The organism is Pseudomonas borbori (genome assembly GCF_900115555.1).
Classification (GTDB): domain Bacteria; phylum Pseudomonadota; class Gammaproteobacteria; order Pseudomonadales; family Pseudomonadaceae; genus Aquipseudomonas; species Aquipseudomonas borbori.
The window spans coordinates 56,026-70,702 of the sequence record NZ_FOWX01000013.1 but is presented as its reverse complement, the minus strand read 5'-3'; the positions used below and the strand labels follow the sequence as shown (position 1 = coordinate 70,702).

Genomic DNA, 14,677 nt, shown 5'->3' with positions numbered 1-14,677 from the left:
ATCGCCCATGGGCATTGGTCGAAAACTGCGCATTATACGAGCAGCGGCAAGCGGCAAGCCACAAGCAGCTGTAGGGGGGCTGTGCGCACCATTTAGCAGGCCTGTTAGCCGGGGGTGAAGCCTGGTGCGCATGGCGCACCCTACCTTAGAACAGGTCGATCGGGTCGACATCCAGCGACCAGCGCACCGCGCGACCGCCGGGCATCTGCTCCAGCGCCAGCATCCAGCTGCCGAGCAGGCGGTGCAGCGGGGCGCGGGCGTTGGCTTGCACCAGCAGTTGCGCGCGGTAACGGCCGGCGCGGCGTTCCATCGGTGCCGGTACCGGGCCGAGCAGTTCGATGCCGCTCAGCTTGAGTTCGTTCACCAACAATTCGGCTGCGTTGCAGGCCTCGTCGAGAAAACCTTCGGCCTGTCCCGGCTTGTGCGCTTCGGCACGCAGCAGGGCCAGGTGGCAGAAGGGCGGCAGGCCGGCACTGCGGCGCTCGCTGAGGGCTTGCTCGGCGAAGGCGAAGTAGCCCTGTTCGGTCAGTTGCACCAGTAGCGGGTGGTCGGCCAGGTGACTCTGGATGATCACCTTGCCGGGTTCCTCGGCGCGCCCGGCGCGGCCGGCGACCTGGACGATCAGTTGGGCCATGCGCTCGCTGGCGCGAAAGTCGGCGGAGAACAGCCCGCCGTCGGCATCCAGGATCGCCACCAGGGTCACGCGGGGGAAGTGGTGGCCCTTGGCGAGCATCTGGGTGCCGACCAGGATGCACGGCGCACCGCGCTGCACGGTGTTGAACAGGCTGGTCATGGCCTCCTTGCGCGAGGTGCTGTCGCGGTCCACGCGCAATACCGGAACCTGCGGGAAGAGAATGCCCAGGCGCTCTTCGGCGCGCTCGGTGCCGGCACCGACCGGGCGCAGGTCGACGTTGTTGCAGGTCGGGCAGTTGCTCGGCTGGCGTTCGACATGCCCGCAGTGGTGGCAGCGCAACTCGCCGGAACGCTGGTGCACGGTCATCCGCGCGTCGCAGCGCGGGCATTCCGACAGCCAGCCGCAGTCGTGGCAGAGCAGGGTGGGAGCGAAGCCGCGGCGGTTGAGAAACACCAGCACCTGCTGGCCAGCCGCCAGGGTCTGGGCGATGGCCTGCTGCATGGGCGCGGAAATGCCGGAGTCGAGCGGTCGGCTCTTCACGTCCAGGCGCAAGAAACGCGGTTGCTGGGCGCCACCGGCGCGCTGGTGCAGGTGCAGCAGGGCGTAACGGCCGCTGTGGGCGTTGTGCAGGCTTTCCATGGACGGCGTGGCCGAGCCGAGCAGGATCGGGATGTTTTCCTGGTGCGCGCGCACCACGGCCAGGTCGCGGGCGTGGTAGCGCAAGCCCTCCTGCTGTTTATAGGAGGCGTCGTGCTCCTCATCGATGATGATCAGGCCGGGGCGCTGCATCGGCGTGAACAGTGCAGAGCGGGTGCCGATGATGATGTCGGCCTCGCCGTCGCGGGCGGCCAGCCAGGCATCCAGGCGTTCACGATCGTTGACCCCGGAGTGGAGCAGGGCGATCCGCGCGTTGAAGCGCCGTTCGAAACGCGCCAGGGTCTGCGGGCCGAGGTTGATCTCCGGGATCAGCACCAGAGCCTGCTTGCCGGCTTCCAGGGTCTCGCGGATCAGCTGCAGGTAGACCTCGGTCTTGCCGCTGCCGGTCACCCCGGCGAGGAGGAAGGCATTGAAGCGGCCGAAGCCGGCGCGGATGGCTTCGGCAGCGCTGCGCTGCTCCGGGTTCAGGGGCAGTTCCGGCTCCGCCAGCCAGTTGAGGTGGCGTTCGCTGGCGGCATGCCGGCGTATCTCGATGCGCACCAGGCCCTTTTCATGCAGCAGGCCGAGGCTTTCCCTGCTCAGTTGCAACTGGCCAAGCAGTTGCTGGGCGACGCCGTGGGGGTGCTGGGCGATGGTTTGCAGGGCCTCGCGCTGGCGCGGCGCGCGGCTCAGGCGCGGGTCATCCAGCTGGGCGCCTGCGGCCAGGTGCCAGAAGCGCTGCTGACGAACCTCCGCCGGCTCGCCCTGACGCAGGAGTACCGGCAGCGCCCAGCTGAGGGTGTCGCCCAGGCTGTGCTGGTAATACTGCGCCGTCCACAGGCATAGCTTGAACAGCGCGGGCGGCAGCGGCGATTGGGCGTCGAGCAGTTGCCGGGCAGGTTTGAGTTTGTCTGCCGGCACTTCGCTGTGATCCGTCACCTCGATCAGGATGCCGATCAGCTCGCGCCGACCAAAGGGCACGCGCAGCCGAGCGCCCGGCTGCAGAGCGCTGCGCGGTACACCGGGCGGCGCACGGTAGTCGAACAGGCGGCGCAGCGGCGAGGGCAGGGCAATGCGCAGAATGGCGTCGGGCACGCGGCGGGCTCCAGGCAGAAGGGCGCGATCTTAGCACGCGGCCTGGCGACGGCCGGTGTCGCGATGGCTTGCGTCGTGGCGGCGCTCTGGTATCATCGCCGGCCTAATTCCGTGCGGTACTCGACAATAGTGTCGGGTGGCGGCACGTCAGCCCCGAGGAATACTCCATGAAAGCCGATATCCATCCGAACTACGTAGCCCTTACCGCGACCTGCAGCTGCGGTAACGTGATCGAAACCCGCTCCACCCTGGGCAAGCCGATGAGCCTGGACGTGTGCAACGAATGCCACCCGTTCTACACCGGCAAGCAGAAAATGCTGGATACCGGCGGCCGTGTTGATCGCTTCAAGCAGCGTTTCGGCATGTTCGGCGCCAAGCAGTAAGTTTGCGCGCAGCGACGGGTGCCCTGATGGGCGGTTCCGCGCTACTGAAAAAGGCGTCCCTGGTGGGCGCCTTTTTTATTTCCGTGTTGTACCTGGGCTCCGTTCAGGCGTTCTGTCCGGCGCCCGGCAAATTGTCGAGCGTCAAGGTCCAGCGGGTGGTCGATGGCGACACCCTGCGCCTGCAGGATGGCCGCAGTGTGCGCTTGATCGGTCTGAACAGTCCCGAACTCGGGCGTCAGGGGCGCAGTGCCGAACCCTTGGCCGAAGCTGCGCGCAGCCGCCTGAGCGAGTTGGTGGCGGCCAATGACGGGCATGTCGGCCTGCAACTTGGCCGTGAGCCGAAGGATCACTACGGGCGTACCCTGGCCCATGCTTACGACGCCAGGGGGCGTAACCTCGAAGCGCAACTGTTGGCCGAGGGACTGGGCTATCTGGTGGCGATTGCACCCAATGTGGCGCTGGTCGAGTGCCAGCAGACGGCCGAGCGGCTGGCGCGGCAGTCGCGCGTCGGCCTCTGGCGCCGCTCGCCGGTACAGGCGCCCGGACAGCTGAGCCGTGGCGGTTTTGCCCTGATCGAAGGGCGGGTCGAGCGGGTCGAGCGCAATCGCGGTGGGGTTTGGCTGGAGCTGGGCGATTCGTTGGTCCTGCGTGTGCCACCGCAGGCACTGGCGGGTTTCGATCTCCATCGACTGCACGGTCTGGCTGGGCGCCGGGTCGAAGTCCGGGGTTGGGTGATTGACCGCTCGCGGCGCGCAGGGGTAAAACCGGGACAGGCACGCTGGATGTTATCCGTGACCCATGAAGCGATGCTGGAGGTGCTGCCATGAGCCTGCGTTATTGGGCGGTGGGGCTGCTGGTGCTCGGCCAGCTGAGCGGTTGTGCGGTCAACCCCGCCACCGGGCGCAGCAATTTCGTGATGATGAGTGAGCGTCAGGAGTTGGACCTCGGCCAGCGTTACAGCCAGGAAATTCTCAAGCAATACCCCCGTTATGCCGACGAGAAACTGCAGGCTTATGTCCAGCAGGTCGGCGAGCGAGTGGCCAGGCACAGTCATCGCAGCCAGCTCGATTACCAGTTCACCGTGGTGGACAGCCCGGATATCAACGCCTTCGCCCTGCCGGGCGGCTATATCTATATTCACCGCGGGCTGCTTGCCTACCTCAACTCGGAAGCCGAGCTGGCGGCAGTCCTGGGCCACGAGGTCGGCCATGTCACCGCGCGGCACGGCGTGCAGCAGCAGAGTCAGTCGAGCGCCTGGGGTATTCTCGGTCAGGCGCTGGCGATCGGCACCGGGGTCGGTGCGGCGGCCGACCTGGCCAGCGTCCTCGGCAGCGCCTTCGTGCGTGGCTACGGTCGTGACATGGAACTGGAGGCCGATGGCCTGGGTGCCCAGTACCTGGCGCGCAGTGGCTATGATCCGCAGGCGATGATCGAAGTGGTCAAGGTGCTGAAGAATCAGGAAGACTTCGCTCGTGAACAGGCGGCCAGGCGTGGTCAGGCGCAGCCGGCGGGCGGCTATCACGGCGTATTCGACACCCATCCGGATAATGACCGGCGTCTGCAGCAGGTTCTGGGGCCGGCGCGGGCGCTGGCGAGTGGGCAGCAAGAGGTCAATCGCGAGGCCTTTATCAGGCATCTGGAAGGGCTGCCATTTGGCGATTCTGCCGCCAGTGGGGTGCGCCGCGGTCAGCATTTCTACCATGCTGAACTGGACTTGACCCTGGAATTTCCGCAAGGCTGGAGCATGGTCAATCGAGCGGATGCGCTGATCGGTCACAGTGCCGATCAGCAGGCCTTTATCGCCATGACCCAGCAGGCCAATCCACAGCGCCTTTCTGCGGCTCAACTGTTGCGTCAGCGCGTCGGCGGGCAGCGTCTGCAGGCGGAGAGCGAATTGCATCAGGCCGGGTTGACGGGCTACAGCGCCATCATTCCCGGTGCTGCCGCCAAGCGCGTCGCAGTGCTGCTGCATGGGCAGCGGGCCTACCTGTTTGTTGCGGCGGTGCGCGGGCGCGCATCGCTGGGCGCTCAGGATGATAAATTCCTCAAGGTGATCAAGAGCTTGCGCCCGCTGACCGCGGCCGAGCGGCGCCTGGCCGAACCGCTGCGCCTGCATCTGGTCAAGGCGCGAAGCGGGCAGGACATGGCGGCGCTGGCCAGGCAAAGCAAGTTGCCGGGCGATGCCCAGGCGACCTTGCGCCTGCTCAACAATCTCTATCCCGCAGGCGAGCCGGCCTCTGGCAGCTGGCTCAAGGTCGTGCGTTAGGCACAAGGCTTAACGGTCTTGTGCAGATGTATACAACTTGCGTATCCTCGGCCGCCTGCCTGTTCAACAGCCAAAAAGCGGAAATGCCCCTATGTCTGATCTGAAAACTGCCGCTCTCGAATATCACGCCAAACCCCGTCCGGGTAAGCTGAGCGTCGAGCTGACCAAGCCCACTGCCACTGCCCGTGATTTGGCGCTGGCCTACAGCCCGGGTGTTGCCGAGCCTGTGCGTGAAATCGCCCGTGATCCCGAGTTGGCTTACCGCTATACCGGTAAGGGCAATCTGGTCGCTGTCATTTCCGACGGTACTGCGATTCTCGGTCTGGGCAACCTGGGTCCATTGGCTTCCAAGCCGGTTATGGAAGGCAAGGGCGTGCTGTTCAAGCGCTTCGCCGGTATCGACGTATTCGACATTGAAGTCGATGCCGAAAGCCCACAGGCCTTCATCGACACGGTCAAGCGCATTTCCATCACCTTCGGTGGCATCAATCTGGAAGACATCAAGGCGCCGGAGTGCTTCGAGATCGAGCGTGCCTTGATCGAGCAGTGCGACATTCCGGTGTTCCACGATGACCAGCACGGTACCGCCATCGTTACCGCGGCCGGCATGCTCAACGCTCTGGAGATCGCCGGCAAGACCCTGGAACAGGCGAAGATCGTCTGCCTGGGCGCTGGCGCCGCGGCGACCTCCTGCATGAAGCTGCTGGTGAGCATGGGCGCCAAGGTCGAAAACATCTACATGATCGACCGCAAGGGCGTGATCCACGCGGGGCGTGACGATCTGAACCAGTACAAGGCGGTGTTCGCCACCGAAACCGACAAGCGCACGCTGTCCGAGGCGCTCGAGGGCGCCGATGTGTTCGTCGGTCTGTCCGGTGCCAATCTGCTCCAGGCGGAAGACCTCCAGCGTATGGCGGCCAACCCGATCGTGTTCGCCTGCTCCAACCCGGATCCGGAAATCGCACCGGAACTGGCCCATGCCGCACGCAATGACGTGATCATGGCCACCGGTCGTTCGGATTATCCGAACCAGGTCAACAACGTGCTGGGCTTCCCGTTCATCTTCCGTGGTGCTCTGGACGTTCGCGCCACGCGCATCAACGAAGAGATGAAGATCGCCGCGGCCCTGGCCCTGCGCGACCTGGCCAAGCTGCCGGTGTCGCAGGAAGTCTGCGATGCCTACGGCGGCATTGCGCTGTCGTTCGGTCGCGAGTACATCATTCCCAAGCCGATGGACCCGCGCCTGATCGCCGTGGTCTGCGATGCCGTGGCCAAGGCCGCCATCGAAAGCGGTGTGGCGACTCTGCCCTACCCGAAACACTATCCGCTGACATCGGTGGATGATGTATTCAACGGCTAAGCCCGTCGCATAAAAAAACCCGCTTCGGCGGGTTTTTTTATGGGTTCAAGACATAAGGTTTGAAGCCGTTGGGGCGGCACCCTGGCTCGCTTGCAGCTTGCAGCTTGCAGCTTGCAGCTTGCAGCTTGCAGCTTGCAGGGGGCGGCCACCCGCCTTGCAGCTTGCAGCTTATGGCTGCTCCTCTAAAACAAATCGATCGGCGCCGCCTCGTCAGCGGGTAGCGGGCTGCCCGGCGCGCGGAGGCCGGGATCCAGTTCGCTCATCGGCGGTGGCGAGTCTTCGCTCTTGAACAGTTCGAAGTAGGCATCGGCGGTTCCAGGTACGGCTGCGCGGCCGCTATAGGGGTCGATGCGCAGGGTCAGCAGGCCTTTGGGTTCGACAGGGGCATGGCTGGGGTTGTCTTTGAGGGCGCTGGCCATGTAACTCATCCAGATCGGCAGAGCGACGGTGCCGCCATACTCATGTTTGCCGAGACTTTCCGGTTGATCGAAGCCAGCCCAGACGGTGGTCACGTAATCGGCGTTGTAGCCGGAGAACCAGCTGTCCTTGGATTCGTTGGTGGTGCCGGTTTTCCCCGCCAGGTCATTGCGCCCCAGGGCCATGGCTCTGCGCCCGGTGCCGCGCTTGATCACGTCCTGCAGCATGCTGGTCATGATATAGGCGGTGCGTTCGTCGATGATGCGTTCGGCAGCCACAGGTTCGCCGGTCGGCACCTGCTCGGGGGCGATTTCGCGGCTGCTGGTGGCGGCTACTGCATCGATTTCATCGGCGGTTGCGGCGCTGACGGCCCTCGGGGTGCTTGCCGGGTTGGCGATATACAGCGGTTCACCGTAGCGACTGTCGATACGCTCGATCAGGTAAGGCTGGGTTTTATAACCGCCGTTGGCGAATGCTGCCCAGCCGCCGGCCACTTCCAGTGGCGTCAGGTTGGCGGTGCCGAGTGCCAAGGACAGGTTGCGCGGTAGGTCCTGCTTGTCGAAGCCAAAGCGGCTTATATAGTCCAGGGCGTAGTCGATACCGATGGCTTGCAACAGGCGGATCGACACCAGATTGCGTGATTTATACAGAGCTTCGCGCAACCGGATCGGGCCAAGAAAGGTATTGTTGTCGTTTTTTGGCCGCCAGCCCTGGTCGAGGTACTCGTCGACGAACACGATCGGGGCATCGTTCACCAGACTCGCGGCGGTGTAGCCACGGTCCAGTGCGGCGCTGTAGATGAAGGGCTTGAAGCTGGAGCCTGGCTGGCGCTTGGCTTGCGCTGCGCGGTTATAGTTGCTCTGTTCGAACGAGAAGCCGCCGACCAGTGCGCGGATCGCGCCAGTGTGTGGGTCAAGTGAAACCAGGGCGCTTTGCGCCTGCGGGAGCTGGACGAAGCGCAGGCTGCCATCGTTGTGCCGTTGCACGCGAATCAGGTCGCCAGTCTGGACGACATCGCCTGGTTGCTGCGGGCGGGGCCCGAGGCTGTTGGTGTTGAGGAAGGGCCGCGCCCACTTCATGCTGTCCCAGGCGACCGCTTCTTCCACGCCGCTACGCAACAGCACAAGGATGCCGCTTTTTTCGATTTGGCTGACGATCGCCGGCTCAAGACCGCCCAGCGAGCTTTGCTTGTTCAGCTCGCTCAACCAGGCTGCTTTGTCCATGTCGGGCAGGCGGCGTATCGGGCCGCGATAGCCATGGCGCTGATCATAGGTGATCAAACCTTCGCGAACAGCGCTGTTGGCCGCGTTTTGCAAGTCGCTCGGGACGGTGGTGGTGACGTTGAAACCTTCGGTGTAGGCCTCGCTGCCGTAGCGGCCGACCATTTCCGCGCGGACCATTTCCGCTATATAGGGGGCGGTGACTTCGGGGCTCGGTGCGTGATGGCTGGCGTCGCCAGGCTCGGCCAGGGCGGCTTCATAGCGCTGCTGGTCGATCCTGCCGAGCATGTGCATGCGCCCGAGGATCCAGTCGCGGCGCTCTTTGGCCCGGGTGGGGTTGGTCAGCGGGTTGAAGCGTGAAGGCGCTTTCGGCAGTCCTGCAATCATCGCCAGCTGGGCCAGGCTGAGCTCGTTGATCGATTTACCGTAATAGACTTGGGCGGCGGCTTCGATTCCGTAAGCGCGGTGGCCGAGATAGATCTTGTTGACATAGAGTTCGAGAATTTCATCCTTGCTCAATTCGCGCTCGATCTGCAGCGCAAGGAGGATCTCATTGATCTTGCGCGAGAAGCTTCGCTCGCTGGTCAGGAAGAAATTCTTCGCCACTTGCATGGTGATGGTGCTGCCGCCGGTCTGGATGTGCCCGCTTTTCAATATTTGCGTGGCAGCGCGCATCAAGCTGGTAAGGTCGACGCCATAATGATTGGCAAAGTTGTCGTCTTCGGCGGCAAGCAGGGCGCCGATGAAGTCAGGGGGGATGTCGTCGAATTTGATCGGCGAACGGCGCATTTCGCCAAATTCCGCGATCAGCTTGGCGTCGCTGCTGTATACCCGCAGGGGAATCTGCAGCTGGATGCTGCGCAACGACTCAACGGATGGCAGGCTGGGGCTGAGATAAAGAAAGGCGCCACTCAGACTGAGTAGCAGCGCACAAAAAGTGGCGACACCAGACCAGCAGATGAACTTCAGCAAACGCATCAAGATTTTTGGATTTCCAGATAAAAGAATGAGTTAAGCGGAAGGCAATGCTAAAAGGGAAAAACTGGTCACATTATAAGCAGTTTTTTTCCCGGGTATCCATTTGCGCTTCTGTCAAGACTGTTATTTAATGTGAAAAAACATAAATAGTCCGTAAGTCGCGGATGCCAATAGGAAATCGGTCGTGCTAGGGCTCTTCAATAAGAAAGCGAATACGCTGTTGGGGATCGATATCAGTTCGACCTCCGTCAAGCTCCTCGAATTGAGTCGCTCAGGAAGCCGCTACAAGGTAGAGGCTTACGCTGTCGAGCCGCTCCCGCCAAATGCGGTGGTCGAGAAAAACATTGCCGAGCTTGAGGGCGTTGGGCAGGCCCTTTCGCGCCTGCTGGCCAAAGCCAAGACCGGAGTGAAATCCGTAGCGGTCGCTGTCGCTGGCTCCGCGGTGATCACCAAGACCATCGAGATGGAAGCCGGGCTTTCCGATGATGACCTCGAGAACCAGCTGAAGATCGAAGCCGATCAGTACATTCCCTATCCGCTTGAGGAAGTGGCGATCGACTTCGAGGTGCAGGGTTCTTCGCAGCGCAATCCTGAGCGGGTCGAAGTGCTTTTGGCAGCCTGCCGCAAGGAGAACGTAGAGGTTCGCGAGGCCGCCCTGGCCTTGGCCGGATTGGTCGCCAAGGTGGTCGATGTCGAAGCCTATGCCCTGGAGCGGGCTTATGGCTTGCTCACTGAGCAGTTGGGCGGCGGGCATGACGAGCTGACGGTTGCAGTGGTCGATATCGGTGCAACCATGACCACGCTCAGCGTGCTGCACAACGGCCGGACTATCTATACGCGCGAGCAGCTATTCGGCGGCAAGCAGCTCACCGAGGAGATCCAGCGGCGCTACGGGTTGTCCGTGGAAGAGGCGGGTCTTGCGAAAAAGCAGGGCGGCCTTCCCGATGACTACGACAGCGAAGTGTTACAGCCGTTCAAGGAAGCGGTTGTGCAGCAGGTTTCGCGCTCCCTGCAGTTTTTCTTCGCTGCAGGTCAGTTCAATGATGTCGATTACATCCTCCTGGCCGGTGGCACGGCTTCCATTCCCGACCTCGATCGGCTGATTCAGCAAAAAATCGGCACACAAACCCTGGTGGCCAATCCCTTTGCGGATATGGCGCTGAGTAGCAGGGTCAATGCGGGGGCCTTGGCCAGTGATGCTCCGGCATTGATGATTGCCTGCGGTTTGGCGATGAGGAGTTTCGACTAATGGCGCGGATTAACCTTCTTCCATGGCGCGAGCAGTTACGCGAGGAGCGCAAGCAGCGCTTTCTGGTGACGCTCGCCGGTGTCCTGGTGGTCGCGGCCGGTGCGGTGTTCCTCGGGGACCAGTATCTGAATGGGGCAATCGAGCAGCAAAACGCGCGCAACCAGTTCGTGCGTAAAGAAATTGCCGTGCTGGATGCGCGGATCAAGGAAATCAGCGAACTGAAAACCCGCCGCCAGCAGTTGCTCGAGCGCATGAAGATTATTCAGGATCTGCAGGGCAACAGGCCGATCATTGGCCGGGTATTCGACCAGTTGGTGCGGACCTTGCCGGATGGTGTGTATTTCAATAGCGTCAAAATGACGGGCAAGAATATCGCTATTGTCGGGGCGGCCGAGTCCAACAATCGGGTGTCGAATTTGATGCGTAACCTGGATGCCTCCGATTGGCTGGATGCGCCTAACTTGACGCAAGTTAAAGCGACCACGGCGGGGGCTCTGGATCAGGCCAATGTATTCCAGTTGACGGTTAAACAAACGCAGCCTGGTGTTGAGCCGGTAGAGGGTGATGAAAAATGAGCCTGGCTGAATCCATCGAGAACTTGCGCAAGATCGAACTTGGTAATCTTGATCTGAATAATATTGGCTCATGGCCAGCCGTCATCAAGGGTGTTGTCTTTGTTCTGTTTTTTGTGCTGGTGCTGGCGCTTGGCTACAATTTTCACCTGAAGGACTTGCAGGCTAGTCTGGAGCTCGCGCAGGCAGAGGAGCAAACCCTCAAGCAGCAGTTTTCCAGCAAGGCGTTCCAGGCCGCTAATTTGGAGGCCTATAAGGAACAGATGCAGGAGATGGAAGTTTCCTTTGGCGCGCTCTTGCGGCAATTGCCGAGTGATACCGAAGTGCCTGGTCTGCTGGAGGATATTACCCGTACCGGGCTGGGCAGCGGTCTTGAGTTCGAAGAGATCAAGTTGCTGCCCGAAGTGACACAGCCATTTTATATAGAACTACCCATTCAGGTGGTTGTGGTGGGTGGCTATCATGACTTGGCAACCTTTGTCAGTGGTGTTGCCAGTCTTCCGCGAATTGTGACCTTGCATGACTTCGACACTAAGCCGGTTGGCACGGAGAGCGCTTCTGTCATTCGGATGAGCGTTATGGCGAAGACATACCGTTATAACGATAAAGGGATGGATAAATGAAGACTCTTCGTTTGACAGTATCTATCTGTTTATTCTCGTTTCTGCAGGGCTGTGGTTCGGGGGGCGACTTTTCCGATCTGCAGTCATTCATGGATGAGGTTCGCGCCAGGCCGAAAGGCGCTATCGAGCCGTTGCCAAAATTTCAACCCTATGAAGCATTCACCTACGGAGCCTCTTCCCTGCGCAGCCCATTCCAGCCGCCGGTCAAAATTGACATGGTGCGCCGTCAAAAAGGCACGCAGGAAATCAAGCCGGATGAAGCGCGGGTCAAGCAGTTCCTCGAGGGGTTCAATATCGAGGTCTTCGAGATGGTCGGCACGCTTGCCAATGCAAACGGTGTTTTTGCTTTGGTGAATGGAGCCGGCGGGGTTCATCGCGTCAAGGTGGGGGATTATTTAGGCCGAAATTACGGCCGCATCCTGGCGATAGATGAAGCAAAAATCGAAGTGGTTGAGATCGTTCCAGACGGTGAAGGCGGCTGGCTCGAGCGGCCGCGCAGCCTCTCGCTCAAGGAGCGCTCTTGAATGATCATGAAAAAAAATAACCGGTCTGCCCAACGGAACCCGAGAATGAATAGCTCCTTATCGCATCTAGGTATCTCTCTATTGGCGCTGTTGCTATCGCCGGCATTGTTGGCCGCTGACTTGCAGGCGCTGGATGTTGCTGCGTTGCCAGGCGACCGCGTCGAGTTGAAGTTGACGTTTGATGAGTCGGTACCTGCTCCGCGTGGCTATACGATCGAGCAGCCGGCACGTATTGCCCTGGACTTTCCGGGTGTTTCCAGCCAATTGGGCGCAAAGAACCGAGAGCTGGGCGTGGGTAATGCACGCAGTGTCACAGTGGTCGAAGCCAAGGACCGAACTCGGCTGATCATCAATCTGACCAGCCTGGCGCCCTACAATACGCGGGTCGATGGCAACAACCTTTATGTCGTCATTGGCGAGGGGGCGTCCAGCACCGCGTCAGTTCGGCCGGCGACTGCCGCGCCAGTTGTCAGCACCGCCGCGCCAGCAAAGAGCTATGCCGCACAGGGCAAGGCCATTAGCAACATCGATTTCCAGCGGGGCGAGCAAGGCGAGGGTAATGTGGTCATTACCCTGTCGGATGCATCGGTAAGCCCCGACATTCAGGAGCAGGGCGGCAAGATTCGTCTGGACTTCGCCAAGACTCAGTTGCCTGAGGCGCTGCGGGTTCGCCTGGACGTCAAGGACTTTGCCACGCCGGTACAGTTCGTCAGCGCAACGGGTTCGGCCGACAAGGCGAGTATAGTGATTGAGCCGACCGGCTTCTATGATTACCTGGCCTATCAAACCGACAACAAGCTCACGCTCAGCATCAAGCCGTTGACCCAGGATGAAGTCGAGACGCGGAAAAGCGAGCGTTTCGCTTACAGTGGCGAAAAATTGTCGTTGAACTTCCAGGACATCGATGTCCGCTCGGTGTTGCAGTTGATTGCAGACTTCACCGATCTGAACCTGGTGGCCAGCGACACGGTGCGCGGCAACATAACCTTGCGCTTGCAGAATGTACCTTGGGATCAGGCGCTGGACCTGGTGCTGAAAACCAAGGGCCTGGACAAGCGCATGGTGGGCAATGTGCTGTTGGTGGCGCCGGCCGATGAAATTGCCGCGCGTGAGCGTCAGGAGCTCGAGTCGCAGAAGCAGATCGCCGAACTGGCGCCGCTGCGTCGCGAACTGATTCAGGTGAACTACGCCAAGGCCAGCGACATGGCCAAGTTGTTCCAGTCGGTCACCAGCGCCGAAGGCCGTGCCGACGAGCGTGGTTCTATCACGGTGGACGACAGAACCAACAGCATCATTGCCTACCAGACCCAGGATCGCCTGGATGAATTGCGTCGGATCGTGGTGCAGTTGGATGTGGCTGTGCGTCAGGTGATGATCGAGGCGCGGATTGTCGAGGCCAACGTCGACTACGATAAAGCGCTGGGCGTGCGATGGGGTGGCAACTTCTGGGCTGGTGATAAGTGGAGCGCCTGGGGCAAGAATGGTCAGTTGGGGATTGCGGACGATCCCGATGCAAATGGCAAGCCAGGGGACGACGATTTCATCCCGTCGCGCAACGTGGGTCGTTTCCGGGGTATTCCCGAGGTTCCCGCGAACTCTCCTTTCGTCGATCTGGGCGTTGCTGGCACCTCGGGCATCGGTATCGGTTTCATTACCGATAACGTTCTTCTCGATCTGCAGCTAAGCGCGATGGAGAAAACAGGTTCCGGTGAGGTGGTTTCCCAGCCTAAGGTGGTTACCGCCGACAAAGAAACTGCGAAGATCCTGAAGGGTACTGAGGTGCCTTATCAGGAGGCGAGCTCAAGTGGAGCCACCAGTACCTCATTTAAAGAGGCGGCCTTGTCGTTGGAAGTGACGCCGCAGATTACTCCAGACAATCGCATCATTATGGAAGTCAAGGTCACCAAAGATGCACCGGATTTCTCTGTCACGGCGTCTACCGGTGGGGTTCCCGCGATTAACAAAAATGAGGTCAACGCCAAGGTTCTGGTGGCTGATGGAGAAACCATCGTGATCGGTGGGGTGTTCTCCAATACGCAAGCCAAGTCGGTCGATAAGGTTCCCTTCTTGGGTGACGTGCCTTTCTTGGGGCGTTTGTTCCGGCGTGATGTGGTACAGGATAGAAAATCCGAGCTGCTGGTCTTCATCACCCCGCGTATCATGAACAACCAGGCCATTGCTGTGAGCCGTTGACCCTGTGCGTAATGTAATCCTCGTAGGCCCGATGGGCGCTGGTAAAAGCACCATCGGGCGTTTGCTTGCCAAAGAGTTGCGGTTGCTGTTCAAGGACTCCGACAAGGAGATCGAGCAGCGCAGCGGTGCCGATATTCCGTGGATCTTCGATGTCGAGGGTGAGCAGGGCTTTCGCGAGCGCGAGCGGGCGGTAATTGCCGATCTCTGCGAATTGGATGGCCTGGTGCTGGCCACCGGCGGCGGTGCTGTGCTGCATCCGGACAACCGTGCCGCACTGCGGCGTGGCGGTCGTGTGGTGTATCTGTACGCCTCGGTCGAGCAGCAGCTCGATCGCACTTCGCGTGACCGTAATCGTCCCTTGTTGCGCACTGCCGACCCGGGCAAGGTGCTCGCTGATCTGCTGGCGATTCGCGATCCGCTGTATCGCGAAATTGCCGATGTCATCGTGCAGACCGATGAGCGTCCGCCGCGTTTGGTTGTACAAGAAATACTGGAGTGCCTCGAAGAGCTTTCTCCCCGTTAAAGCA

The 14,677-nt window shown here is 61.0% G+C and carries 12 protein-coding genes; 10 read left to right on the top strand and 2 right to left on the bottom strand.

Going from position 1 to position 14,677, the window contains the following annotated elements; all coding sequences use genetic code 11:
* Window positions 1-145: 145 nt before the first annotated feature.
* Window positions 146-2,365 carry a primosomal protein N' gene (locus tag BM315_RS11700; RefSeq protein WP_090501091.1) on the bottom strand — a complete coding sequence of 740 codons (2,220 nt, stop codon included), beginning with the start codon at window positions 2,363-2,365 and terminating at the stop codon, window positions 146-148.
* Window positions 2,366-2,532: 167 nt separating this feature from the next.
* Between BM315_RS11700 and rpmE the strand changes: the two genes are divergently transcribed.
* The 4 genes from rpmE to BM315_RS11680 all read left to right on the top strand — a co-directional run bounded on the left by rpmE (window position 2,533) and on the right by BM315_RS11680 (window position 6,374).
* Complete coding sequence (rpmE, locus tag BM315_RS11695) at window positions 2,533-2,748, top strand: 50S ribosomal protein L31 (protein ID WP_090501089.1); 216 nt, start codon at window positions 2,533-2,535, stop codon at window positions 2,746-2,748.
* Window positions 2,749-2,774: 26 nt separating this feature from the next.
* Complete coding sequence (locus tag BM315_RS11690) at window positions 2,775-3,575, top strand: thermonuclease family protein (RefSeq protein WP_090501087.1); 801 nt, start codon at window positions 2,775-2,777, stop codon at window positions 3,573-3,575.
* Entirely contained in the window at window positions 3,572-5,014 is a 1,443-nt protein-coding gene (locus BM315_RS11685) for a M48 family metalloprotease (RefSeq protein ID WP_090501085.1), read from the top strand. The genes BM315_RS11690 and BM315_RS11685 overlap by 4 nt, the downstream gene beginning before the upstream one ends.
* 91 nt (window positions 5,015-5,105) lie before the next feature.
* Window positions 5,106-6,374 carry a malic enzyme-like NAD(P)-binding protein gene (locus BM315_RS11680; RefSeq protein ID WP_090501083.1) on the top strand — a complete coding sequence of 423 codons (1,269 nt, stop codon included), beginning with the start codon at window positions 5,106-5,108 and terminating at the stop codon, window positions 6,372-6,374.
* A gap of 182 nt (window positions 6,375-6,556) precedes the next feature.
* Here the strand turns inward: BM315_RS11680 and BM315_RS11675 are convergent, their stop codons facing one another.
* Window positions 6,557-8,989 (bottom strand): penicillin-binding protein 1A, encoded by a 2,433-nt coding sequence (locus BM315_RS11675; protein ID WP_425287781.1) that lies wholly within the window; start codon window positions 8,987-8,989, stop codon window positions 6,557-6,559.
* A 184-nt stretch (window positions 8,990-9,173) separates the two neighbouring features.
* Here BM315_RS11675 and BM315_RS11670 point away from each other — a divergent pair, with 184 nt between their 5' ends.
* The 6 genes from BM315_RS11670 to aroK are packed head-to-tail and all read left to right on the top strand — an operon-like array spanning window position 9,174 to window position 14,673.
* Window positions 9,174-10,238: a pilus assembly protein PilM gene (locus BM315_RS11670; protein WP_090501079.1), complete on the top strand. Its 1,065-nt coding sequence runs from the start codon at window positions 9,174-9,176 to the stop codon at window positions 10,236-10,238.
* Window positions 10,238-10,813, top strand: a complete 576-nt coding sequence (gene pilN / locus BM315_RS11665; RefSeq protein ID WP_090501077.1) for a type 4a pilus biogenesis protein PilN — start codon at window positions 10,238-10,240, stop codon at window positions 10,811-10,813. Before BM315_RS11670 ends, pilN begins: the two co-directional genes overlap by 1 nt.
* Entirely contained in the window at window positions 10,810-11,433 is a 624-nt protein-coding gene (pilO, locus tag BM315_RS11660; RefSeq protein WP_090501075.1) for a type 4a pilus biogenesis protein PilO, read from the top strand. The genes pilN and pilO overlap by 4 nt, the downstream gene beginning before the upstream one ends.
* On the top strand, window positions 11,430-11,957 hold the full coding sequence (gene pilP / locus BM315_RS11655; protein ID WP_090501074.1) for a type 4a pilus biogenesis lipoprotein PilP: 528 nt from the start codon (window positions 11,430-11,432) through the stop codon (window positions 11,955-11,957). The genes pilO and pilP overlap by 4 nt, the downstream gene beginning before the upstream one ends.
* Before the next feature lie 45 nt (window positions 11,958-12,002).
* A complete protein-coding gene (locus BM315_RS11650; protein WP_090501073.1) occupies window positions 12,003-14,150 on the top strand; it encodes a type IV pilus secretin PilQ in 2,148 nt (715 codons plus the stop codon).
* A gap of 4 nt (window positions 14,151-14,154) precedes the next feature.
* Window positions 14,155-14,673 (top strand): shikimate kinase AroK, encoded by a 519-nt coding sequence (aroK, locus tag BM315_RS24990; protein ID WP_090501069.1) that lies wholly within the window; start codon window positions 14,155-14,157, stop codon window positions 14,671-14,673.
* Window positions 14,674-14,677 lie beyond the last annotated feature (4 nt).

What these genes read in the sequence shown, in the direction of transcription:
- pilO (WP_090501075.1), top strand. Translation starts at nt 10,810, where the DNA reads ATGAGCCTGGCTGAATCCATCGAGAACTTGCGCAAGATCGAACTTGGT.
- BM315_RS11690 (WP_090501087.1), top strand. Translation starts at nt 2,775, where the DNA reads ATGGGCGGTTCCGCGCTACTGAAAAAGGCGTCCCTGGTGGGCGCCTTT.
- pilN (WP_090501077.1), top strand. Translation starts at nt 10,238, where the DNA reads ATGGCGCGGATTAACCTTCTTCCATGGCGCGAGCAGTTACGCGAGGAG.
- BM315_RS11650 (WP_090501073.1), top strand. Translation starts at nt 12,003, where the DNA reads ATGAATAGCTCCTTATCGCATCTAGGTATCTCTCTATTGGCGCTGTTG.
- rpmE (WP_090501089.1), top strand. Translation starts at nt 2,533, where the DNA reads ATGAAAGCCGATATCCATCCGAACTACGTAGCCCTTACCGCGACCTGC.
- BM315_RS11685 (WP_090501085.1), top strand. Translation starts at nt 3,572, where the DNA reads ATGAGCCTGCGTTATTGGGCGGTGGGGCTGCTGGTGCTCGGCCAGCTG.
- pilP (WP_090501074.1), top strand. Translation starts at nt 11,430, where the DNA reads ATGAAGACTCTTCGTTTGACAGTATCTATCTGTTTATTCTCGTTTCTG.
- BM315_RS11680 (WP_090501083.1), top strand. Translation starts at nt 5,106, where the DNA reads ATGTCTGATCTGAAAACTGCCGCTCTCGAATATCACGCCAAACCCCGT.
- BM315_RS11675 (WP_425287781.1), bottom strand. Translation starts at nt 8,989, where the DNA reads ATGCGTTTGCTGAAGTTCATCTGCTGGTCTGGTGTCGCCACTTTTTGT.